The organism is Streptomyces ortus (assembly GCF_026341275.1).
GTDB lineage: Bacteria > Actinomycetota > Actinomycetes > Streptomycetales > Streptomycetaceae > Streptomyces > Streptomyces ortus.
On record NZ_JAIFZO010000002.1, the window covers coordinates 1,004,323 to 1,024,378 of the forward strand.

Below are 20,056 nucleotides of genomic sequence, written 5' to 3' on the forward strand. Positions count from 1 at the left end.
CGCATGCGTTCCGCTCGTGCGTGTGCCTCGTGCGTGTGCCTCGCGCGTGTCCCTCGTGCGTGCACCGGCCGTTCGGGCCGGGCGCGCAGCACGGTCGCACCGGGCGCGGCAATGGTCCACAGCCGTGCAGGCACGAGCCCGCGGAAATCGCCGGAATGTCGTCGAAAGGGCCTGAACCCGCCCCGGGTTCGGACTCCGGGGACAGGAGTGTCAGTCGCGCCCCTTATCCTCAGTGACCATGCTCGAAGACCGTCAGACCGCACCGTCCGCCACCCCGTGGCCGGCCGCCTATCCCCAGGGGTACGCGGTCGTCGACGTCGAGACCACAGGGCTGGCCCGCGACGACCGCATAGTGTCGGCCGCGGTCTACCGGCTGGACGCGCGCGGCGAGGTCGAGGACCACTGGTACACGCTGGTCAACCCGGAGCGGGACCCGGGCCCGGTGTGGATCCACGGCCTGACGAGCGACGTGCTCGAAGGGGCGCCCCTGTTCCCGGACATCGCCGAGGAGTTCGCGACCCGCCTGGAGGGCCGGGTGCTCGTCGCGCACAACGCGGTCTTCGACTGGTCGATGATCGCCAGGGAGTACGCGCGTGCCCGGCGCGAGGCGCCGGTCCGTCAGCGGCTGTGCACCATCGCGCTGTCCAAGGAACTGGGGCTGCCGCTCGCCAACCACAAGCTGGAGTCGCTGGCCGCGCACTTCGGCGTCGTGCAGCAGCGCGCGCACCACGCGCTGGACGACGCGCGCGTGCTCGCCGAGGCGTTCCGGCCGAGCCTGCACACGGCCGCACGCGACGGCGTACGGCTGCCGCTGCTCGAGTGCCGGCCGCTGACGGAGTGGACGGACCGGGCGGCCCCGCTCATCGGACGGCAGTCGGGGGGTTCGGGGGGCGCGGGGGGTTACTCGTCCGGCGGCTACGCGTCGGGAACGCCCGCGAGTTGGCGTCCCTCGCGCAAGCGGCCCGCCTGCCCGTATCCGAATCCGGGCCGGTACGAACCGGGCAAGCAGCTCAAACAGGGCATGCGGATCGCGTTCTCCGGAGACACCTCGGTCGAGCGCGACCTACTGGAGGACCGGGCCGTCGAGGCCGGGCTGCATGTCGCGACGAGCCTGTCCCGGCTGACCAGCCTGCTCGTCACGAACGACCCGGAGTCCGGTACGTCCAAGGTGGTCAAGGCGCGCCAGTTCGGCACCCCGGTCGTCGACGAGGCGGCGTTCGGCCAGCTCCTCGGGAACGTGGAACCGGCGGCGGGACCGCCGACCGGACCGGCAGCGGGGGCGTGACGGTACCGAGGACACGCCCGGACGGACCTGACCGTACGGACGTGACCGTACGGACCTGACCGTACGGACCTGACCGTACGGACGGGTGATTGCCGGGCGACTCGCCCACGGCCCGCTCGCCCGGACCGCGGGAACGGCCCACCCTGTGGCGCATGGCGACATGTGAGGTTTGCGGCAACAGCTACGGAATGACCTTCGAAGTCCACGCGCAAGGAGCGGTGCACGTCTTCGACTGCTTCTCCTGCGCGATCCACCGCATGGCACCCCTGTGCGAGCACTGCCGGGTCCAGATCATCGGGCAGGGCGTGGAGGTCGAGGGCCACTGGTACTGCGGTGCCCACTGCGCCCGCGCGGAGGGAAAGGTGGGGATCATCGACCGGGTCTGACCCGGTACGCGAGGGACCCGGTACCCGACCGAACGCGCCCCACGACCCGGTTGTACGGTCGTGGGGTGTACCGCTTCCTGTTGTCCCGGCAGTGGGTGATCCTCACCCTCATCATGCTCGCGCTCATCCCGACGATGATCGAGCTGGGCTTCTGGCAACTGCACCGGCACGAGCACAAGGTCGCCCTGAACCGGGTGATCTCCCAGTCGCTGGCCGCGAAGCCCGTGCCCGCCGAGTCGCTGGCCGCGCCGGGGCAGGCGGTCGAGCACGAGAACCTGTACCGCCGGGTGACGGCGAAGGGCACGTTCGACACCGCCGACGAGGTCGTGGTCCGCCGCCGTACCAACTCCGACGAAGAGGTCGGCTTCCACGTACTGACCCCGTTCGTGCTGGACGACGGGCGGGTCCTGCTGGTCAACCGCGGCTGGATCCCGGCGGACGGCGCGCAGACCGAGTTCCCGAAAATTCCGGCGCCCGCGAAGGGCGAGACCACGGTCACCGGGCGGCTGATGGCCGACGAGACGGCCGGCGGCAGCGGCATCAAGGACGTACGCGGTCTGCCCGACCGCATGGTCATGCTGATCAACAGCGAGCAGCAGGCGAAGGCGCTCGGCAAGCAGGTCCTCGGCGGTTACGTCGAACTGACCGCGCCCGAGCCCAGAGGCGACGTCCCCGAACTGATCGCGGCGCCCAACCACAGCGACATCGGCCCCCACATGGCGTACGCGGTCCAGTGGTGGCTCTTCGCCGCGGGCGTCCCGGTGGGCTTCGTGATCCTGGCCCGCCGCGAACGCCGCGACCGAGAGGAAGCGGCGAACACACCCCCCACCCCGTCCCCCGAACCCACCCCGGTCTGAAACCAGGGGGGCGTCTTTGCCCCTCCAGGGGCGCGGGGAACGGCGCAGTCCGTAACCCGCCGGGTTGATCGCCGGATCCCAAGGGAACCCGGCAAAGGTGCACCCTTCCATCGAGGACTACGCGCTCATCGGCGACCACCAGACCGCCGCCCTGGTAGGCCAGGACGGCTCGATCGACTGGCTCTGCCTGCCCCGCTTCGACTCCGCGGCCTGCTTCGCGAAGCTGCTGGGCGACGACGACAACGGCCACTGGCGGCTCGCCCCGAAGGGAGCGGACACCTGCACCAGGCGGGCCTACCGGCCCGACACCCTCGTGCTCGACACCGAGTGGGACACCGAGGACGGCTCGGTACGCGTCACCGACCTGATGCCGCAGCGCGACCGCGCCCCCGACGTCGTACGGATCGTCGAGGGCCTCAAGGGCCGCGTCACCATGCGCAGCACCCTGCGTCTGCGCTTCGACTACGGCTCCGTCGTCCCGTGGGTGCGCAGGTCCGACGGCCACCGGGTGGCCGTGGCCGGCCCGGACTCGGCATGGCTGCGCAGCGAACCCGAGGTGCACACCTGGGGCGAGGACTTCGGCACGCACTCGGAGTTCACGGTCGCCGAGGGCGAGAGGGTCGCCTTCGTCCTGACCTGGCACCCCTCGCACGAACCGCGCCCCGACCTCGTCGACCCGTTCGAGGCGCTGGAGCACAGCGTCGAGGACTGGCGGGCCTGGGCGGCCCGCTGCCGCTACGACGGACCGCACCGCGACGCGGTCGTCCGCTCGCTGATCACCCTGAAGGCCCTCACGTACGCGCCGAGCGGCGGCATCGTCGCGGCGCCCACGACCTCGCTGCCCGAGGAGATCGGCGGCGTCCGCAACTGGGACTACCGCTACTGCTGGCTGCGGGACTCCACGCTCACGCTGGGCGCGCTGCTCGCGTGCGGCTACCAGGAGGAGGCGGAGGCCTGGCGCAACTGGCTGCTGCGCGCGGTCGCGGGCGATCCGGCGGACCTGCAGATCATGTACGGGCTGGCGGGCGAGCGGCGGATCCCCGAGTACGAACTGGCGTGGCTGCCCGGTTTCCAGGGTTCGGCGCCGGTGCGGATCGGCAACGACGCCGTGAACCAACTGCAGCTCGACGTGTACGGGGAGGTGATCGACTCCCTCACGCTGGCGCAGCACGCCGGTCTGCCCGCCGAACCGGACATGTGGCGCCTGCACCAGGCCCTGATGGACTTCCTGCACACGGCGTGGCGCAAGCCCGACGAGGGCCTGTGGGAGGTGCGCGGACCGCGCCGCCACTTCGTGCACTCGAAGGTGATGGCGTGGGTCGCCGCCGACCGTACGGTACGCACCCTGGAGGCGAACCCCGAGCTGGACGGCGACGTCGAGAAGTGGCGCGCGATGCGGGACGAGGTGCACCGGGAGGTGTGCGAGCGCGGCTTCGATCCCGAGCGGAACACGTTCACGCAGTCCTACGGTTCGCGTGAGCTGGACGCCGCGCTGCTGCTCATCCCCCGCCTCGGCTTCCTGCCGCCGGACGACCCACGGGTGGTCGGCACGGTCGACGCGGTGCGCTCGGAACTCGCCCGCGACGGCTTCGTACACCGCTACGACGCCTCCTTCGACGGATCGGGGCCGCGCGGGTCGGAGCCGTCCGGCTCGGACCTCAAGGACGTCGACGGGCTGCCGGGCGGCGAGGGTTCGTTCCTCGTCTGCTCGTTCTGGCTGGCGGACGCGCTGCATCTGACGGGGCGTACGAAGGAAGCCCTGGAACTGTTCGAGCGGCTGATCGCGCTCCGCAACGACGTGGGACTGCTGGCGGAGGAGTACGACCCCGTGGCCGGCCGACAACTCGGCAACTTTCCGCAGGCGTTCAGCCACATCGGTCTGGTCGGCACCGCCCTCGCGCTGTTCGACGACGAGGGGAGGACCGGGGTGCCGGACGGAGACGGGGACGGGGCGGGAGCGGACGAGGCAGTATAGGGGCCATGGATCTTGGACTGAGGGACCGTGTCTACGTCGTCACCGGAGCAACGCGCGGCCTGGGGCACGCCTCCGCGCGTGAACTCGTCGGCGACGGCGCGAAGGTGATCGTCAGCGGGCGCGACGAGAAGACGGTGGCCGAGGCGGCGGCTGCGCTCGGCCCGAACGCCCACGGGGTGGCCGTGGACAACGCCGACCCGTCGGCGCCGGCCCGCCTGATCGCGGCCGCCCGTGAGCGGTTCGGCGGCTTCGACGGCATCCTGATCAGCGTCGGCGGGCCTCCGCCCGGCTTCGTCGCCGACACCACGGACGAGCAGTGGCAGGCGGCGTTCGAGTCCGTCTTCCTCGGGGCGGTCCGGCTGGCGCGGGCGGCTGCCGCCGAGCTGGGCGAGGGTGGGGTGATCGGGTTCGTGCTGTCCGGGTCGGTGCACGAGCCGATCGCGGGGCTGACCATCTCCAACGGGCTGCGGCCCGGGCTCGCCGGGTTCGCCAAATCCCTCGCCGACGAGCTGGGTCCGCGCGGGATCCGGGTGGTGGGGGTGCTGCCGGCGCGGATCGACACGGATCGCGTGCGGGAGCTGGACTCGTACTCGGCCGATCCCGAGGCCACTCGGGCGGCCAACGAGGCGCGGATTCCGTTGCGGCGGTACGGGAGGCCGGAGGAGTTCGGGCGGACTGCCGCGTTTCTGTTGTCGCCCGCGGCGTCCTATCTGACGGGGGTCATGGTGCCGGTGGACGGCGGGGCGCGGAACGGGTTCTGATCCCGGGGTGTGCCTGCGGCAGCGGGGGGCGGGGCGGGTGCGGGCCGGTGAGGCTTTTGCGCCGTTCCCCGCGCCCCTGAAGGGAAAAGGCAGAAGAATGCGCCGTTCCGCGCGCCCCCTTGACGTGTCAGTTGACTCGTTCTGGGGCGTGTTTTGCTGCGCGTAGGTGTGTTTCTGTGGGGAGGGTCGTGAGGCCGGCCGAGTCTCTGGCGTGGGCCACGGACTCCGTCATCAGGCGGGTCAGGGTTTCGGCGGGGTCGGCGTGCGGCTCCAGGAGCAGGCGGACCCGCGCCTCGGGGGCACCGCGCCGGCCGACGAGCGACGCCCGCGCACCCCGTACCCCGGCCAGCGCACTCGCCTCGGCGGCCAGTACGCCCTCCAGGGCCCGGCCCCGCAGCAGCGCGCCCTCGCCGTCGCCGGTGTCGACCAGCACCTCGGCGAGGCGGCGCCGGCGCAGCACCGCCGTCAGCCACCACAGGGCGAGCAGCACGGCCACCGTCAGGGCGGCGATGACGGCGGGCCACGACCAGCCGTCGGCCCGCCACCGCTCCCGGTCGGCGTCGCTCAGCAGCACGTCGTGCCGCCCGTCGTGGATCCACCACAGGGGCGGGTTCACCCCGAGGCCCACCGCGAGCACGGAGCCGCCGAGCACAACCAGGAGCAGCCCCGCGAGGCCCAGCAGGATCCGGTTCACGATCTTCAGCATGCCGTTCACCCCTTCCGGCCCGGCCGGGCGACCCGCACCGACAGCGCGGGCCGCCGGACGAGACCGAGCCCCCTGACGCCGTCGGCGAGCGTGGCGTCCAGGTCGGCGCGTACGTCGTCGAGTTCGCGGAAGTGCGCGACCGCGCGGACGTCCGCCTTGCGCCGCCCCATCCGGACCCGGACCGACCGCACGCCGGACACCTCCATGGCGCGGTCGCGCAGCACCGTCGCGGCGGCGTTCCGGTGCAGGCCGGCCCGTACGTCGGGGTGGGCGCGCCGCATCGTCAGGATGTCGCGCAGTCCGGGGGTCGTGGCGAGGACGAGCAGCCACAGGCCCAGGGCCGTCGCGACTCCGGCGCCGACGAGCACCCAGGTGTCGTCCAGGGGCCGTTCGGCGAGTTCACGGGCGAGGGACCTGCGCCAGTGCATGGCGGGCCGGTCGGCGCGGACGGCGACGACGTCGTACAGCAGGAGCCCCGCGGCGGCCAGGACCAGCAGCGCGAGGACGCCCGCGGGGATGCGGCGGGGCGACCAGAACCGGCCGTTGCCGCCCTCGGTGTCGTCGAGGGTCGGCAGGGGTGTGTAGTCGGCGGCGGAGGTGGCCTGGCCCAGTTCGTTCTCGGCGGTCTTCTCGATGACGGGCAGCTGTCGGGTGCTCTCGGAGCCCTGGGGCTCGCTCATTGCGTCCTCCCCTGTGCCGCGCCGCGCGTCTGCGCGGAGTGCAGTCGCTCCACCTGGACGGCGACCTCGGGAACTTTCATTCCCGCCAACGCCTCTACCCGCTGGGCGACTCGACGACGCACGGCACCGCACCGGCCGCCGATGTCGCAGGGATAGCCGAGTTCGAGGCTGACACTGACGCGGGCGACGTCCCGGTGGACGACGACCGCGGCGTGCGGGGGCGCCGCGCCGGAGGGCAGCGCGTCGAGCGCCTCACGGGCCGCCTGCGCGGCGATCTTCGCGACGACCCGGTCGGCGATCTTCGTGGCGCCCCGTTCGCCCGGCGCGACGGCTTCAAACACGCGCGTCACCGCCGGCGGTCGTCGCGGCTGCCGCGGGACCGGAAGAAGTCACCGGGGTCCAGGTCGCCCTCCAGGAAGCGCCCCACGACGAAGCCGATGGCGCCCAGCGCGGCCACCAGGAGGAACGCGCCGAACCCGCCGAAGTACCCGGCGAATCCCAGCGCCATTCCGGCGATCATGCCGATCACGGCCATGCTCATGGTGCGCTCCTCGGTCTCAGCCTCGACAGGTCGGTCACTGGAGCCTGTTCTCCGGTTCCTCGTCCTCTTCCTCCGGCAGCTTGACGTCGCTGACCGCGATGTTGACCTCGACGACTTCAAGGCCCGTCATCCGCTCGACGGCCGCGATGACGTTCTCGCGTACGTCCCGGGCGACGTCGGCGATGGACACGCCGTAGTCGACGACGATCTCCAGGTCGAGCGCGGTCTGCACCTCACCGACCTCGGCCTTCACCCCGCGCGTAACGGACTTCGCGCTGCCGCCGGGCACCCGGTCGCGTACGGCGCCGAAGGTCCGCGAGATGCCGCTGCCCATGGCGTGCACGCCGAGGACGTCGCGGGCGGCGAGTCCGGCGATCTTCTCGACGACGCCGTCGGCGATGGTGGTACGCCCCCGGGTCGACGGATCTCCGCCGCCGCGCTTGGGCACCGCGGCCTTCCTCATCTGCTGCTGGTCCGGCTGTTCCGTCTCCGGGCCGTCCGGCCGATTGCGCTGGGTCGTGTCGCTCATCGCGGTGCATCCCCTTTCGGTGGGCCTCATCGCCCACATTAGGACGGGTTGCCCGGTCGCGCGCCAGGGATACGGCAGGCTGGAGGGATGACGGCGGACCGATGGACGCAAGCGGTAAGGGAACAGCTCGGCCTGGGCAGACTGCTGCCGTTGGGCGGCCCGGGTGACGGCGCGTGGATCACGGAGGCGGCGGCCGTCGCCGTACTGCGCCGGGCGGTACGCCCCGTGCGGGGTGTGCGCCTGGGCTCCCTGCGCCTCGGCCTCGCCGACCCGGGCGGCGCGTCCGAGCCGGCCGTGCCCCCGCCGCCGAGCGCGCTGCCTCCGGGGCCGCTGCGTGTCGACGCGGAGTTCGCGGCCTCGCCGGCCGAGCCCCTGCCGACGGCCGCGGCACGCCTGCGCGCGACCCTCACCGCGACGGCGACGGATTCGCTGGGCCTTGAGGTCACGGAGGTGGACCTACGGGTGACGGGCCTGCTGGAGGAGGGCGAGGGCCCGTCGGAACCGGCCGACTCGGATGCCGCCCGCACCGCCGGAGCACGCCCCTCGCCGGGCACGGACGAGTTCCGTGTGGCCACCGCCGCGCTCGCCGTCCCGGGGGTGACAGTCCTGACGAGCAAGGCACACATCACCGTCACCGAGCCCCATGGCGGGACGGCTCTGCCCGGCCGCCACGTCCGGGTGGAGGTCGCGGTGGACGACACCGAGCGCACGCTGGACGTGGCCGGAGCGGTCCGCGCGGCCGTCACCGCATCGCTCCCGGACCGTCCGACGACAGCGGTCCTGGTGACGGCGGTGACGGCGGTGTCCCCGGTGACCTCGGTCGGCTGACCGGCCCCGCATCCCCCGCTCACCCGCCCCGCCGAACAGCCGGTCCCTCAGTCGGAGAGCCCCGCGAGGTCCCTCAACCGCCGCGCCTGAGCCCCCCGCTCAGCGGCCCGCTGTTCCTCGTACGTACGACCCGCCGCGCCCTGGAGCAGGGCCTTCGTCTCGATCAGGGCGTCCCGGGGCGCGGCCAGCAGCGCGGCGGCCAGTTCAGTCACCGTGGCGTCGAACTGGTCGGCGGGCACGGCGATGTTGGCGAGCCCGGCCCGCTGCGCCTCCTCCGCGTGCACGAACCGTCCGGTCGCACAGATCTCCAGCGCGCGGGCGTAGCCGACGAGCCCCACCAGCGGATGCGTACCCGTGAGGTCGGGGACGAGGCCCAGGCCGGTCTCGCGCATGGCGAACTGCACGTCGTCGGCGACGACGCGCAGGTCACAGGCGAGCGCGAGCTGGAAGCCCGCGCCGATGGCGTGCCCCTGAACGGCGGCGACGGACACGATGTCGCTCCGCCGCCACCAGGTGAAACCCTCCTGGTACTCGGCGATGGCCGCGTCGAGTTCGGCGTCGGAACCGCGTGCGAGATCGATGAAGGACGGCTCGCCGTCGAAGCCCTCGGGCGTGAACGCACGCCGGTCGAGCCCCGCGGAGAAGGACTTGCCTTCGGCGCGCAGCACGACGACCCGGACGGTGCCCGGCAGCAGCCGACCGGCCTCGGCCAGCGCCCGCCACAGGGCGGGGCTCTGCGCGTTGCGCTTGGCCGGGTTGGTCAGCGTCACCGTGGCGATCGCGTCGTCGACGGTGAGCCGTACGCCGTCCTTGTCGAGCAGCGAGTCGAACGAAGCCATGAGGGCGCCTCCGATGAGTGCGGTCAGCGGGGATGCCGTGCGGGCACACCCTTAAGTGACTGCACAGTAACCACCCGGGCGGTCAAGGAACCGACCGGGTGGTCACCATCGGAGAACGAGGAGCCGTCCGGCGTCAGGCCGACGCGGACTTCTTGCCTCGCGTCGCTCCGCCACGCCCACGCAGCGTGACGCCCGACTCACTGAGCATCCGGTGCACGAAGCCATACGAGCGGCCGGTCTCCTCGGCCAGTGCCCGAATGCTCGCACCGGAGTCGTACTTCTTCTTCAGGTCTGCCGCGAGCTTGTCGCGCGCGGCGCCGGTTACCCGGCTGCCCTTCTTCAGAGTCTCGGCCACCCGTGCCTCCTCAGCGGAAGTGCGCTCTGGACTTCTCATGATCACCCCTCATGAGCGTCCTGGCCACCCATTCGGCAAGGTCGGTGGGACGAGCTTGCGCCGTGAAAGCCCGTCACCATGAGCGGAATCCCGCATTCCATCCGCTTCCCGCGCGCGCCGCCGAACGAGTTCGCGGACGAAGGTCCAGGTCAGCGACGCACCACGGCCGGGCCTTCGAGAACGAGGGGCCCGGCCGGGAAATGCGTGTAGGACACACCTCGGTACGAGGAGATCTCACTCAGATGATGGATCACGGATCGGCCGAATGATCCATACGAAGTGGATCAGCGAGTGGATCAGTGGGGAGTGAGCGAGGGGTCGGGGCGGGATCAGTCAAACGATCAAATATCTCGGACCGCTCAGGCGAGGGCCACCAGGTCCGCGTAGTCGGCGCCCCACAGGTCCTCGACGCCGTCGGGCAGCAGGATGATCCGCTCGGGCTGGAGCGCCTGGACGGCTCCCTCGTCGTGGGTGACGAGGACGACGGCGCCCTTGTAGGTGCGCAGCGCGCCGAGGATCTCCTCGCGGCTGGCCGGGTCGAGGTTGTTCGTCGGCTCGTCGAGGAGCAGGACGTTCGCGGACGAGACCACCAGGGTGGCGAGCGCGAGACGGGTCTTCTCACCGCCGGAGAGGACCGAGGCCGGCTTGTCGACGTCGTCCCCGGAGAACAGGAACGAGCCGAGCGTCTTGCGGACCTGGACGAGGTCGAGGTCGGGGGCCGCGGAGCGCATGTTCTCCAGGACCGTGCGCTGCGGGTCGAGGGTCTCGTGCTCCTGCGCGTAGTAGCCGAGCTTGAGGCCGTGGCCCTCGATGACCTGGCCGGTGTCGGGCTTCTCCGCACCGCCGAGGAGGCGGAGCAGGGTCGTCTTGCCGGCGCCGTTCAGCCCGAGGATGACGACCCGCGAGCCCTTGTCGATGGCCAGGTCGACGTCCGTGAAGATCTCCAGGGAGCCGTACGACTTGGACAGGCCCTCGGCCATCAGCGGGGTCTTGCCGCAGGGGGACGGGTCGGGGAAGCGCAGCTTGGCGACCTTGTCGGACTTCCGCTCGGCCTCCAGGCCCGCGAGGAGCTTGTCGGCCCGCTTGGCCATGTTCTGCGCGGCGACGGTCTTGGTGGCCTTGGCGCGCATCTTGTCGGCCTGCGAGTGCAGCGCGCTGGCCTTCTTCTCGGCGTTCTGCCGCTCGCGCTTGCGGCGCTTCTCGTCGGCCTCGCGCTGCTGCTGGTAGAGCTTCCAGCCCATGTTGTAGACGTCGATCTGGGCGCGGTTGGCGTCCAGGTAGAACACCTTGTTGACGACCGTCTCGACCAGGTCGACGTCGTGGGAGATCACGATGAAGCCGCCGCGGTACGTCTTCAGGTAGTCGCGCAGCCAGACGATGGAGTCGGCGTCGAGGTGGTTGGTGGGCTCGTCGAGGAGCAGGGTGTCCGCGTCCGAGAACAGGATGCGGGCCAGCTCGATACGGCGGCGCTGACCGCCGGAGAGCGTATGGAGGGGCTGGCCGAGCACCCGGTCGGGGAGGTTGAGCGCGGCGGCGATGGTGGCGGCCTCGGCCTCGGCGGCGTATCCGCCCTTGGTGAGGAACTCCGTCTCCTGGCGCTCGTACTGCCGCATCGCCTTCTCGCGGGTGGCGCCCGAGCCGTTCGCGATGCGCTGTTCGTTCTCGCGCATCTTGCGGATCAGGGTGTCCAGGCCGCGCGCGGAGAGCACGCGGTCGCCGGCCAGCATGTCGAGGTCGCCGGTGCGCGGGTCCTGCGGAAGATAGCCGACCTCGCCGGAGCGGGCGACGGTGCCCGCGGCGGGGGTGCCCTCACCTGCGAGGACCTTGGTGAGCGTGGTCTTGCCGGCGCCGTTGCGGCCGACCAGGCCGATGCGGTCGCCCTTGGTGATGCGGAAGGTGGCGGACTCGATGAGCATGCGGGCGCCGGCACGCAGTTCGATACCGGAAGCGGAAATCACGGACAGACTCCTGGGCAGGGTTGTTGACGGGGCGGGCGGCTGAAGGCGTTCACGCCGTCTAATGCGCGAGGAGAATGGCCATGGGCCAAGTCTAACGGGGCGATGCAACCACTTTTTCTGTGCGCGGGTGTTCGGGGGTGTGACGCTCATTGCCCCGCGGCGGGCCGCGGCCTTTCCTCGTCAGTCCCCCGCCGGTCCCCCCGCTGGTCCCCCGTTCGGCCCGTCGTCCGGCGCCGCGCTGCGGGACGCGGGCGAGGATGGCGCCAGGGGCGACGCCGCACCGGAGCGGCGGCCCCGCAGGTCCCGTCCGCGGAGGGTGGAGCGCCCATGCAGTTCGACGACGACACCGGTCTCGACACCTCCGAGGTCCAGGATGTGCGCGGCAGTCGGATCCCCGGCGGCAGGGCCACGGTGGGCGGTGGCGTCGCCGGTCTGATCGCCCTCCTGCTGGGGCTCTTCTTCGGTGTCGGGCCCGACCAGCTGGGCCTCTCCTCCGGGGACGAGGAGCCCCGGGCGGGAGCCTCGTCCCTGGCCCAGGTCCAGCAGACGTGCCGCAGCGGACGGGACGCGAACACCGAGGAGGACTGCCGCGTCGTGGCGGTGGTCAACAGCGTCCAGGACTTCTGGGCGCAGGAGTTCGAGCGCCGCGGCGGTACGTACACGCGCTCGCCGACCGTCTTCTTCAGTGAGAGGGTCGGCACCGCCTGCGGAACGGCGACCTCGGCGGTCGGGCCCTTCTACTGCCCGGGCGACCGGAAGGTCTATCTGGACCTGGGGTTCTTCGACGAGCTGCGGACCAAGTTCGGCGCGGGCGGCGGACCGTTCGCGCAGGCGTACGTGGTGGCGCACGAGTACGGGCACCACGTGCAGGACCTGACGGGGACCCTGGACCGCTCCCAGGACGGGCGGACCGGCGCGAACAGCAACGCGGTCCGGGTCGAGCTGCAGGCCGACTGCTACGCGGGCGTGTGGGCGCACCACGCGACGACCACGAAGGACGAGTCGACGGGCAGGCCGCTGGTCACCAGCCTCACCGAGGCCGACATCCGGGACGGAATGGACGCGGCGGCGGCCGTGGGCGACGACCGGATCCAGGAGCGGTTCCAGGGCCGGGTGACGCCGGAGTCCTGGACGCACGGGTCGGCCGCTCAGCGGCAGCAGTGGTTCCGCCAGGGCTACCGCACCGGACAGATGGCCCGCTGCGACACCTTCCGCTGAGCGTTCGCGGGGCGTGCGCCCGGGGGGGTGTCCGGCGTTCGCGGACGTTCACGGCCGTTCGCGGGGCGTTGTCAGTGCCGGGTGCCAGACTGTGGGGCAGGTCACAGTCATGTGCTGTCCCAGCGGTGGGACAGGACAGCGGGGACCGGAGGGAGTGATCGGCATGGCCGGTACGGACGGCGGGCGCCCGAGCGTCTGCCCGACGCTGCTGTACGCGGACGCGAAATCCGCGATCAGGCAGCTCACGGAGGCTTTCGGCTTCACGGAGGCGTCGGTGTACGAGGACGAGGAGGGCAAGGTCGTGCACGCCGAACTGGTGCAGGGCAACGGCGCGGTGATGCTGGGCTCCAGGGGCACCGGCAGCCGCTTCGACGAAGCCATGAAGAGCGCGGGCCCCACCGGGGTGTACGTCGTCGTGGACGACGTGGACGCGCACCACCAGCGGGCCGTGGACCACGGGGCGGAGATCCTGATGCCCCCGACGGACCAGGACTACGGCTCACGGGACTACATGGCCAGGGACGTCGAGGGCAACATCTGGAGCTTCGGCACGTACGCCCCGGAGACCAGGGTCTGAGCCCTGCCGGGGCCCGAATCCCATCGGCGTCCGAGTCCCACCGGGGCCGGAGTCCCATCGGCGTCCGCGTCCGCCCCGGACGGTTCAGCCCCCTCGGTGGACCTGGAAGGCGGCGCGGCGCACTGCCTTGGCGAGGGCCGGGTCGGGGTGGGCGGCGGCGAGCGCGACCAGGACCTGCACGGTGCGGGGGTGGCCGACCGCGCGCACCTCGTCGAGGAGCGCGGGGACGGTCGGCTGCACCGCGGACTCCAGGTGCCGTACGAGGAGCGGGGCCTCGCCGTGGTCGGCGACGGCCGCGGCGGTGTCGACCCACAGCCAGGTGGCCTCCTCGCGGGTGAGCACCAGGTGGGCGTCCTCGGGGTCGTGCCCGTCGTGCTCGGCGAGCCACAGCAGGGCGTACGGACGCAGGGGCGTCTCGTCGGCCACCGCGCGGACCTCCGGCTCGGCGGGAGCGCCGACCACGCGCAGGGCCTCGAAGGCCAGTCCGCGCGAGAGGGCGTCCTCCCCGCGGGCGGCGGCGAGGAGTTCGGTGACGGCGCTGCCGACGGGGCGGGCGGCGAGCCAGGCGCGGTACTCGGCGCGGGCCGCGTTGGGTCTGAGCTGGGCGCAGCCGCGGAGCATGTCCTCGGCGCCCTGCTCGATGTTCCCGGCGGGGCTCTGCGCGGCCACGCAGATCTGCTCCAGCTTGACCCACACGGCCCAGCTGCCGAGCGGGGTGAGCGTGGCCTGGCCGTCGGCGCAGGTGAGCGCGCCGACGGCGGCGAGGGCGTGCAGCGCCCAGTCGAGGAGGGGGGCGAGCGCGGTGTCCTCGGGCGCGGAGTCCTCGGCCGGGCTCTCCGAGCTGTCGACGGGGCCGGGCTGCGGTCCGTAGGGGATCTCGCAGCGCTCGGTGCGCAGTTCCGTGACGCGCTGCTCCAGCAGGTCGAGGAGCTGCGGGACGGGGACGGGGCCGGCGGACAGCTGGAGGAAGGAGAGCACCTGCGGCATCGCCGAGACGACCTCGGCGACGGCGGAGGGCTCCTGTCCGTCGGGGCCGGGATGCGCGATCGACCAGGCGTCGAAGAAGGCGACCCAGCCGCGCAGTACGGCGCTGTCGTCGCGGTTCCAGGCACGCAGGCGCCAGCCGGGGCGCGCGGTGTCGCCGTGCACCTCGATGAGGCCGGCGAGCCGTGCGATGTCCCAGTCCGCCCGTACTTGATCCGGGGTCAGGGACAGATCGGTGGCGGCCTGTTGGGCGATCGCGTCGGAGAGTGTGCCTTTCGCCCCGGGGCCGCTCTCCCCTCCGGAGTCGCCGTTCTCCGTGGAACCGCTGCCGGGGGCCGCGCTGTCACGCTCCCGGCGGGGCCCGGGGGCGGGGCCCAGCGTGGCGTCGGCCCAGCGGGCGACCCGGGCCGCGCCGGCGAGCACGGCGCGCGCCATACGGGCCAGTTCCGCCGGTGCCGGTGTGCCCTCCGGTGGGCGGGGGGCAGGTCGGCGGGCGGGCCTCTGGGTCATCGCTCGGGGGGCGGCGGCCAGGGTTCGCGGGCGGACGAGTCGGAGCCTGGAGTCGCGCGGGATACGGGACGTCACGGGGGCAGTCTTCCGGTTGACGGTCCGAAAACCCAAACGGAATGCCACAGGAGGCCACAGCGGCGGTCCGCTCACCGGCCCCGGCAGGGGCTCCGGGAGGATTTCGGCCACTGGTACACGGTTAAACGGAAGCTTCGCGGCCGGGGCGGGGAGGCGGTCACATCAGTGGGGTGAGAAAGCGGCGGAGGGCCTCTTCGTAACCGGCCGGGTCGGCGTTCCACATGGCGCCGTGCGGGGCGTCGTGGACCGTGTGGAGGGTGACGAGGTCGGGGCGGTGGTCCGCGAGGCGGCGGGAGAGTCCCCAGGGGGCGACGGTGTCGTCGGGGCCGTGCAGGAGGAGGGTGGGCACCTTGAGACGTACCGGGTCGGCGGCGCCCTCGACGCGGTCGCGGCCCAGGCCCGTGCGGCCCTGTGCGGCGCGGACGGCCAGCGGCAGCAGGGCGCCCGGGGTGCGGCGGGCCCTGGCGAGGGCGCGCAGGGTGGTCTCCCAGCTCAGGACCGGCGAGTCCAGGACGAGTCCGGAGATCCGCTCGCGCAGGCCGGAGTGCCCGGCGGCGCGCAGCGCCATGGTGGCGCCGGTCGACCAGCCGTACAGCACGACCCGTTCGGCGCCGTGGCGCACGGCGAAGCGGATGGCGGCGTCCAGATCGTGCCACTCGGTCTCGCCGAAATGGTTCAGGCCGTCCGGGGACCGCGGCGCCCCGGCGTCCCCGCGGTAGGCGAGGCCGAGGACGGGGAACTGCTGGTGGTGCAGGAACTCCAAGAGGTTCATGGGGTGTTCGCGGGTGGCGCCGAGGCCGTGCACGGTGATCACCCAGGTGTCACGGGCGGCGGGCACGAACCAGGCGGGCAGGCTGCCCAGTTCGCCCTGGATGTCCACGTCGGTGAAGGGGAGGCCGAGGGCGGTGCCCGGGTCGCCGACGTGCACGCCGGGCGTGAACCACACCTTGTCGCCGGGTTGCAGCGTGCCGTGGGTGACGCGCTCCAGGCGCCGTACCACCGTGTCGGCGGTGTGCGCGGCCCCGGCCAGGAGCGGGCCGACGACGGCGTGGCTGCCGTGGCCGACGAGGCCGTACACGCCGGGGCGCCGGGAGGCGAGGGCGCGGGTCAGGGTGATCTGGCCCGCGGCCGTGGCGTGCACGGTGAGCCGGGGTTCGGTGGGCAGCGGCCGGCCCGGCGCCGCCTTCAGGGCGGCGTCGCCGGCGAAGCGGCCGGCGGCGACACCGGCCGCGCCGGCCACGGCCACGGCGAGGGCGGTGGTGAGGGCTGCGGTCGTCGGTTTCACTGTGCGCACCCGTCCAGTCTCCTGATCGAGCCCGCCGTCGGCCAGTGGACGGGCGACACGGGTGACCCCCGGGTCGGTGAGGACAGGCGGGTCGGTGAGGACAGACGGACCGGCGGGGGCAGGCCTGTCAGCGAGGACAGACGGGCCCGCGGGGGCAGGCGCGTCACGGCTGGCCGTATCCCTTCAGGCGTTCGCCCGCCCGTGTCACCTGGTCCTCGGTCAGCAGGGTGGGGGTGAGGCCCGGGACGGACGACGCGGTGAGCCACACGCGGCACATCCATTCGAGCTGGGCGGTGCGGTCGTAGGCCTGGTCGAGGGTGGCGCCGTGGGCGAGGGTGCCGTGGTTCTGCAGGAGGCAGGCCGTGCGGTCCCGCAGGGCCCGGAGCGTGTTCTCGGCCAACTCCGCCGTGCCGTAGGTGGCGTAGGGCGCGACCCGGACGGGCCCGCCGAGGGCCGCGGACATGTAGTGGACGAGGGGCAGCTCGGTGACGAGGGTCGAGACGGCCGTGGCGTGCACGGCGTGGGTGTGGACGACGGCACGCGCGTCCGTGGCTCGGTAGACGGCGAGATGCATGGGCAGTTCGCTGGTCGGAACGAGTGAACCGAGCACGCGCCGGCCGTCCAGGGAGACGCCGCAGACGTCCTCGGGCCGCAGCCGGTCGTACGGCACCCCGGTCGGGGTGACCAGGACGGTGTCGCCCACGCGCACGGACACGTTGCCCGAGGTGCCGACGACGAGTCCGTCGGACACCGTCCGGCGGGCCGTGGCCACCAGGTCGCCCCACGCCCGCTCCAGTGTCTCCGCCTCCGCCTCCTCGGGCCGGCCCGCGCCCCGCTCCCCCGCGCCTCGTCCGTCCCCTGCGTCCCGCCGCTGCTCAGCCATGCCGTGATCCTGCCAGCCGCTCGGGCCCTGCTCCGTTCGGGCGAGAGCACTGAAGGACGGAACCCGCACGTCCGAAAGGTCATATACAGGTACTAATCCGGGGGAGACATGGTCAGTGATCGCACATCGTCCCGTCAGCGCGTCCGTCTCGTCGCCGCCTCCGTGGCGGCGCTGGCGCTCGGCGGCACCGCATTCGCCGACGTGCCGGCCACGGCCGCCGGCAAGCCCAAGGGGCACGACGTGTCCTCGCACCAGAAGAACGTGAACTGGTCGAGCGCGAAGAGCGGGGGCGCCGCGTTCGTCTACGTGAAGGCCACCGAGTCGACCACGTACCGCAACCCGTACTTCGCCCAGCAGTACGACGGCGCGCACGACGCGAGCATCATCCGCGGCGCGTACCACTTCGCGCTGCCGAACAGGTCGTCGGGCACCGAGCAGGCCGCCTACTTCGTACGCAACGGCGGCGCCTGGCGGGCGGACGGCCGGACGCTGCCGCCCGCGTTGGACATCGAGTACAACCCCTACGACAAGAAGAAGAAGTGCTACGGGCTGAGCAAGAACGGGATGGTCGGCTGGATCAGGGCCTTCAGCGACGAGGTGCGGCGGCAGACCGGCCGCCGTCCCGTGATCTACACGACCTACACGTGGTGGAAGACGTGCACGGGCAACAGCGCCGCCTTCGCCGCGAACCATCCGCTGTGGCTGGCCCGCTACAGCGCGAGCGCGGGGCCGCTGCCCTCGGGCTGGAAGTACTGGACGTTCTGGCAGTACGACAACAAGGGCAGCCTGCCGGGTGACCAGAATCTCTTCAACGGTTCGCTGTCACAGCTGAAGGCTCTCGCGAAGGGGTGAGCCGGGGTGGCGGAACCAGGGATTCCGCTTCCGTTCGACACCGTTCGGCGCCGCCGCACGCTCTTTGCCGCCCTTTCGACACAAGCGGAATGCCGACACCTCCATCGGGTCACCCCACCGCCCGACTCAGTTCATCTTCCGTTCATCCAGGTTGCTTACGTTCCCCATGCCACTGTCGTCCAACAGAAGCCTGGGTAAATGGAACACATCACGCTCCTCCTCGGAATCGTGATCGTGACCGCTCTCGTGTTCGATTTCACGAACGGTTTCCACGACACTGCCAACGCGATGGCGACCACCATCTCGACCGGCGCGCTGAAGCCCAAGACGGCGGTGGCCATGTCCGCCGTACTGAACCTCGTCGGTGCCTTCCTCTCCGTGGAGGTCGCCAAGACGATCTCCGGCGGCCTCATCAACGAAGAGGGCATCCGCACAGAAGTGATCTTCGCGGCGCTCGTCGGCGCCATTCTGTGGAATCTGCTGACCTGGCTCCTGGGTCTGCCCTCCAGTTCGTCCCACGCGCTCTTCGGCGGCCTCATCGGCGCCGCGGTGATGTCGGCGGGCTGGTCCTCGGTGAACGGCTCGACCGTGATCACCAAGGTCCTCCTGCCGGCGATCGCCGCACCCGTGGTGGCCGGACTCGCCGCGATGCTCGCCACCCGGCTGACCTACCGGATCAGCCGCGGAGCCGGTGAGAAGGCGACCTCCAAGGGCTACCGCGCGGGTCAGATCACCTCCGCGGGCCTGGTCTCGCTGGCCCACGGCACGAACGACGCGCAGAAGACCATGGGCATCATCACCCTGGCCCTGGTCACCGGCGGGGTGCTCGCGCCCGGCTCGAACCCTCCCCTGTGGGTCATCGTCTCGGCCGGTATAGCCATCGCGCTCGGCACCTACCTGGGCGGCTGGCGCATCATCCGCACCATGGGCAAGGGCCTCACCGACCTCGCGCCGCCGCAGGGCTTCGCCGCCCAGACCAGCGCCGCGACGGTCATCCTGGCCTCCTCGCACCTCGGCTTCTCCCTCTCGACGACCCAGTCCTGCTCCGGCGCCGTGATGGGTTCGGGCCTGGGCCGCAAGGGCGGTGTCGTCCGCTGGTCGACCGCGACCCGCATGTTCGTCGCCTGGGGCCTCACGCTCCCCGCCGCCGGTCTGGTCGGCGCGGGCGCCGAGTTCCTGACCAAGCAGGGCACCTGGGGCATCGTCCTCACCGGCGCGCTGCTGATCGCGGGCTCCGCGGTCATCTGGACGCTCTCCCGCCGCCAGCCCGTCACCGTCGACAACGTCAACGACGACCACGAGCCCGCGGGCGTCGTGACCACCGCGATCGCCGCCGTCACCCCGCCTCCCGCCGGTCCGGTCGCCGCGGCCGACGACCTCAAGACCACCATCCCGGGCCCGGACGTCGAGCCCGTCCGTCCGGCCACGGTGTAAGGAACGAACCTCATGAAGATCGACTGGGCAGCCCTCGGCTCCGTGTTCGGAGTCAGCCTCATCGCCACCGTCGCCCTCGTGGGCCTCTTCACCCTCGGCATCGTCGGCCTCACCAAGCGCGAGTCGGCCGCCGCGGAGGGGGGTTCCGCTCCCCTCGCGGTCACCGGCGCGTACGCCTGCTTCGCCGCCTGCGCGGCGGCCGTGGCGTACGGGATCTATCTGATCGTCGCCTGACCCTCGCAGCACGTCCGTTCCGAACGGGACCGCCCCGTCGACCACCTGGTCGGCGGGGCCTGCTCGTGTCCGTGTGTGGGGCTCAGCACACTCTCCCGCCGCAGGTCAACGGCAAGTTGACGGTTGTTCTCGGACCGTGGTGGACTGCCGGGGCCATGTACGTCGGCAGAAGAGGAAGCCGGTGCGAATCCGGCGCGGTCCCGCCACTGTCACCGGGGAATCGATCCCCCCGGGAGCCAGGAACTCTCGCCGTCGGTCTCGTCGA

22 protein-coding genes and 1 riboswitch are annotated in these 20,056 nt (G+C 72.1%); of the genes, 11 read left to right on the forward strand and 11 right to left on the reverse strand.

Translation table 11 applies throughout. The features are described 5' to 3' along the window. Nucleotides 1–238 precede the first annotated feature (238 nt). From K3769_RS07670 to K3769_RS07690, 5 genes are all read left to right on the forward strand, one after another. Nucleotides 239–1,285 (forward strand): DEDDh family exonuclease, encoded by a 1,047-nt coding sequence (locus tag K3769_RS07670; RefSeq protein WP_267025681.1) that lies wholly within the window; start codon nt 239–241, stop codon nt 1,283–1,285. A 152-nt stretch (nt 1,286–1,437) separates the two neighbouring features. After that, nucleotides 1,438–1,671, forward strand: a complete 234-nt coding sequence (locus K3769_RS07675; protein ID WP_079103534.1) for a metallothionein — start codon at nt 1,438–1,440, stop codon at nt 1,669–1,671. A gap of 65 nt (nt 1,672–1,736) precedes the next feature. Beyond that, nucleotides 1,737–2,528, forward strand: a complete 792-nt coding sequence (locus K3769_RS07680; protein ID WP_267025682.1) for an SURF1 family cytochrome oxidase biogenesis protein — start codon at nt 1,737–1,739, stop codon at nt 2,526–2,528. Between the two features lie 97 nt (nt 2,529–2,625). Next, the gene (locus K3769_RS07685; protein WP_267025683.1) at nt 2,626–4,503 is read left to right on the forward strand and encodes a glycoside hydrolase family 15 protein; all 1,878 of its coding nucleotides are present in this window, start codon (nt 2,626–2,628) and stop codon (nt 4,501–4,503) included. Between the two features lie 5 nt (nt 4,504–4,508). After that, nucleotides 4,509–5,264, forward strand: coding sequence for an SDR family oxidoreductase (locus tag K3769_RS07690; RefSeq protein ID WP_267025684.1), 756 nt, complete (start codon nt 4,509–4,511; stop codon nt 5,262–5,264). A gap of 127 nt (nt 5,265–5,391) precedes the next feature. Here K3769_RS07690 and amaP read toward each other — a convergent pair whose 3' ends face one another. From amaP to K3769_RS07715, 5 genes are read right to left on the reverse strand one after another with little or no spacing between them, the layout of a single operon-like run. Further along, the gene (amaP, locus tag K3769_RS07695; protein WP_267025685.1) at nt 5,392–5,970 is read right to left on the reverse strand and encodes an alkaline shock response membrane anchor protein AmaP; all 579 of its coding nucleotides are present in this window, start codon (nt 5,968–5,970) and stop codon (nt 5,392–5,394) included. A 5-nt stretch (nt 5,971–5,975) separates the two neighbouring features. Beyond that, nucleotides 5,976–6,650 carry a DUF6286 domain-containing protein gene (locus tag K3769_RS07700; RefSeq protein ID WP_267025686.1) on the reverse strand — a complete coding sequence of 225 codons (675 nt, stop codon included), beginning with the start codon at nt 6,648–6,650 and terminating at the stop codon, nt 5,976–5,978. Further along, nucleotides 6,647–6,991, reverse strand: a complete 345-nt coding sequence (locus K3769_RS07705) for an Asp23/Gls24 family envelope stress response protein (RefSeq protein WP_267025687.1) — start codon at nt 6,989–6,991, stop codon at nt 6,647–6,649. The genes K3769_RS07700 and K3769_RS07705 overlap by 4 nt, the downstream gene beginning before the upstream one ends. 5 nt (nt 6,992–6,996) lie before the next feature. After that, nucleotides 6,997–7,191 carry a hypothetical protein gene (locus K3769_RS07710; protein ID WP_267025688.1) on the reverse strand — a complete coding sequence of 65 codons (195 nt, stop codon included), beginning with the start codon at nt 7,189–7,191 and terminating at the stop codon, nt 6,997–6,999. A gap of 34 nt (nt 7,192–7,225) precedes the next feature. Continuing rightward, nucleotides 7,226–7,720: an Asp23/Gls24 family envelope stress response protein gene (locus K3769_RS07715; protein ID WP_267025689.1), complete on the reverse strand. Its 495-nt coding sequence runs from the start codon at nt 7,718–7,720 to the stop codon at nt 7,226–7,228. 87 nt (nt 7,721–7,807) lie between these two features. Here K3769_RS07715 and K3769_RS07720 point away from each other — a divergent pair, with 87 nt between their 5' ends. After that, a complete protein-coding gene (locus K3769_RS07720) occupies nt 7,808–8,548 on the forward strand; it encodes a nucleopolyhedrovirus P10 family protein (protein WP_267025690.1) in 741 nt (246 codons plus the stop codon). Nucleotides 8,549–8,595: 47 nt separating this feature from the next. Here the strand turns inward: K3769_RS07720 and K3769_RS07725 are convergent, their stop codons facing one another. From K3769_RS07725 to K3769_RS07735, 3 genes are all read right to left on the reverse strand, one after another. Continuing rightward, nucleotides 8,596–9,387 (reverse strand): enoyl-CoA hydratase/isomerase family protein, encoded by a 792-nt coding sequence (locus K3769_RS07725; protein WP_267025691.1) that lies wholly within the window; start codon nt 9,385–9,387, stop codon nt 8,596–8,598. Nucleotides 9,388–9,520: 133 nt separating this feature from the next. Beyond that, nucleotides 9,521–9,742 carry a helix-turn-helix domain-containing protein gene (locus K3769_RS07730; protein WP_006143370.1) on the reverse strand — a complete coding sequence of 74 codons (222 nt, stop codon included), beginning with the start codon at nt 9,740–9,742 and terminating at the stop codon, nt 9,521–9,523. Nucleotides 9,743–10,140: 398 nt separating this feature from the next. Continuing rightward, on the reverse strand, nt 10,141–11,739 hold the full coding sequence (locus K3769_RS07735; protein WP_267025692.1) for an ABC-F family ATP-binding cassette domain-containing protein: 1,599 nt from the start codon (nt 11,737–11,739) through the stop codon (nt 10,141–10,143). 327 nt (nt 11,740–12,066) lie between these two features. Between K3769_RS07735 and ypfJ the strand changes: the two genes are divergently transcribed. Both ypfJ and K3769_RS07745 read left to right on the forward strand, forming a co-directional pair. After that, nucleotides 12,067–12,957 carry a KPN_02809 family neutral zinc metallopeptidase gene (ypfJ, locus tag K3769_RS07740; RefSeq protein ID WP_267025693.1) on the forward strand — a complete coding sequence of 297 codons (891 nt, stop codon included), beginning with the start codon at nt 12,067–12,069 and terminating at the stop codon, nt 12,955–12,957. Between the two features lie 163 nt (nt 12,958–13,120). Next, on the forward strand, nt 13,121–13,534 hold the full coding sequence (locus tag K3769_RS07745) for a VOC family protein (protein ID WP_267025694.1): 414 nt from the start codon (nt 13,121–13,123) through the stop codon (nt 13,532–13,534). 84 nt (nt 13,535–13,618) lie between these two features. On the opposite strand, the gene K3769_RS07750 is transcribed toward K3769_RS07745, so the two are convergent. The 3 genes from K3769_RS07750 to K3769_RS07760 all read right to left on the reverse strand — a co-directional run bounded on the left by K3769_RS07750 (nt 13,619) and on the right by K3769_RS07760 (nt 17,271). After that, nucleotides 13,619–15,103, reverse strand: a complete 1,485-nt coding sequence (locus K3769_RS07750; RefSeq protein ID WP_372514883.1) for a hypothetical protein — start codon at nt 15,101–15,103, stop codon at nt 13,619–13,621. A 157-nt stretch (nt 15,104–15,260) separates the two neighbouring features. Beyond that, nucleotides 15,261–16,397 carry an alpha/beta fold hydrolase gene (locus K3769_RS07755; protein WP_267025696.1) on the reverse strand — a complete coding sequence of 379 codons (1,137 nt, stop codon included), beginning with the start codon at nt 16,395–16,397 and terminating at the stop codon, nt 15,261–15,263. Between the two features lie 154 nt (nt 16,398–16,551). After that, nucleotides 16,552–17,271, reverse strand: a complete 720-nt coding sequence (locus K3769_RS07760; RefSeq protein ID WP_267025697.1) for a class II aldolase/adducin family protein — start codon at nt 17,269–17,271, stop codon at nt 16,552–16,554. A 108-nt stretch (nt 17,272–17,379) separates the two neighbouring features. Between K3769_RS07760 and K3769_RS07765 the strand changes: the two genes are divergently transcribed. The 3 genes from K3769_RS07765 (at nt 17,380) to K3769_RS07775 (ending at nt 19,791) form a co-directional block, all read left to right on the forward strand. After that, complete coding sequence (locus K3769_RS07765) at nt 17,380–18,123, forward strand: lysozyme (RefSeq protein WP_267025698.1); 744 nt, start codon at nt 17,380–17,382, stop codon at nt 18,121–18,123. Between the two features lie 198 nt (nt 18,124–18,321). After that, nucleotides 18,322–19,557 (forward strand): inorganic phosphate transporter, encoded by a 1,236-nt coding sequence (locus K3769_RS07770; RefSeq protein WP_267025699.1) that lies wholly within the window; start codon nt 18,322–18,324, stop codon nt 19,555–19,557. A 12-nt stretch (nt 19,558–19,569) separates the two neighbouring features. Beyond that, nucleotides 19,570–19,791, forward strand: coding sequence for a hypothetical protein (locus K3769_RS07775; RefSeq protein ID WP_267025700.1), 222 nt, complete (start codon nt 19,570–19,572; stop codon nt 19,789–19,791). A 123-nt stretch (nt 19,792–19,914) separates the two neighbouring features. Further along, nucleotides 19,915–20,056, forward strand: a riboswitch (cobalamin riboswitch).

Coding starts and splice junctions, on each gene's coding strand:
- K3769_RS07760 (WP_267025697.1), bottom strand. CDS start 17,271: ATGGCTGAGCAGCGGCGGGACGCAGGGGACGGACGAGGCGCGGGGGAG.
- ypfJ (WP_267025693.1), top strand. CDS start 12,067: ATGCAGTTCGACGACGACACCGGTCTCGACACCTCCGAGGTCCAGGAT.
- K3769_RS07690 (WP_267025684.1), top strand. CDS start 4,509: ATGGATCTTGGACTGAGGGACCGTGTCTACGTCGTCACCGGAGCAACG.
- K3769_RS07715 (WP_267025689.1), bottom strand. CDS start 7,720: ATGAGCGACACGACCCAGCGCAATCGGCCGGACGGCCCGGAGACGGAA.
- K3769_RS07720 (WP_267025690.1), top strand. CDS start 7,808: ATGACGGCGGACCGATGGACGCAAGCGGTAAGGGAACAGCTCGGCCTG.
- amaP (WP_267025685.1), bottom strand. CDS start 5,970: ATGCTGAAGATCGTGAACCGGATCCTGCTGGGCCTCGCGGGGCTGCTC.
- K3769_RS07775 (WP_267025700.1), top strand. CDS start 19,570: ATGAAGATCGACTGGGCAGCCCTCGGCTCCGTGTTCGGAGTCAGCCTC.
- K3769_RS07770 (WP_267025699.1), top strand. CDS start 18,322: ATGGAACACATCACGCTCCTCCTCGGAATCGTGATCGTGACCGCTCTC.
- K3769_RS07710 (WP_267025688.1), bottom strand. CDS start 7,191: ATGAGCATGGCCGTGATCGGCATGATCGCCGGAATGGCGCTGGGATTC.
- K3769_RS07670 (WP_267025681.1), top strand. CDS start 239: ATGCTCGAAGACCGTCAGACCGCACCGTCCGCCACCCCGTGGCCGGCC.
- K3769_RS07700 (WP_267025686.1), bottom strand. CDS start 6,650: ATGAGCGAGCCCCAGGGCTCCGAGAGCACCCGACAGCTGCCCGTCATC.
- K3769_RS07725 (WP_267025691.1), bottom strand. CDS start 9,387: ATGGCTTCGTTCGACTCGCTGCTCGACAAGGACGGCGTACGGCTCACC.
- K3769_RS07745 (WP_267025694.1), top strand. CDS start 13,121: ATGGCCGGTACGGACGGCGGGCGCCCGAGCGTCTGCCCGACGCTGCTG.
- K3769_RS07765 (WP_267025698.1), top strand. CDS start 17,380: ATGGTCAGTGATCGCACATCGTCCCGTCAGCGCGTCCGTCTCGTCGCC.
- K3769_RS07675 (WP_079103534.1), top strand. CDS start 1,438: ATGGCGACATGTGAGGTTTGCGGCAACAGCTACGGAATGACCTTCGAA.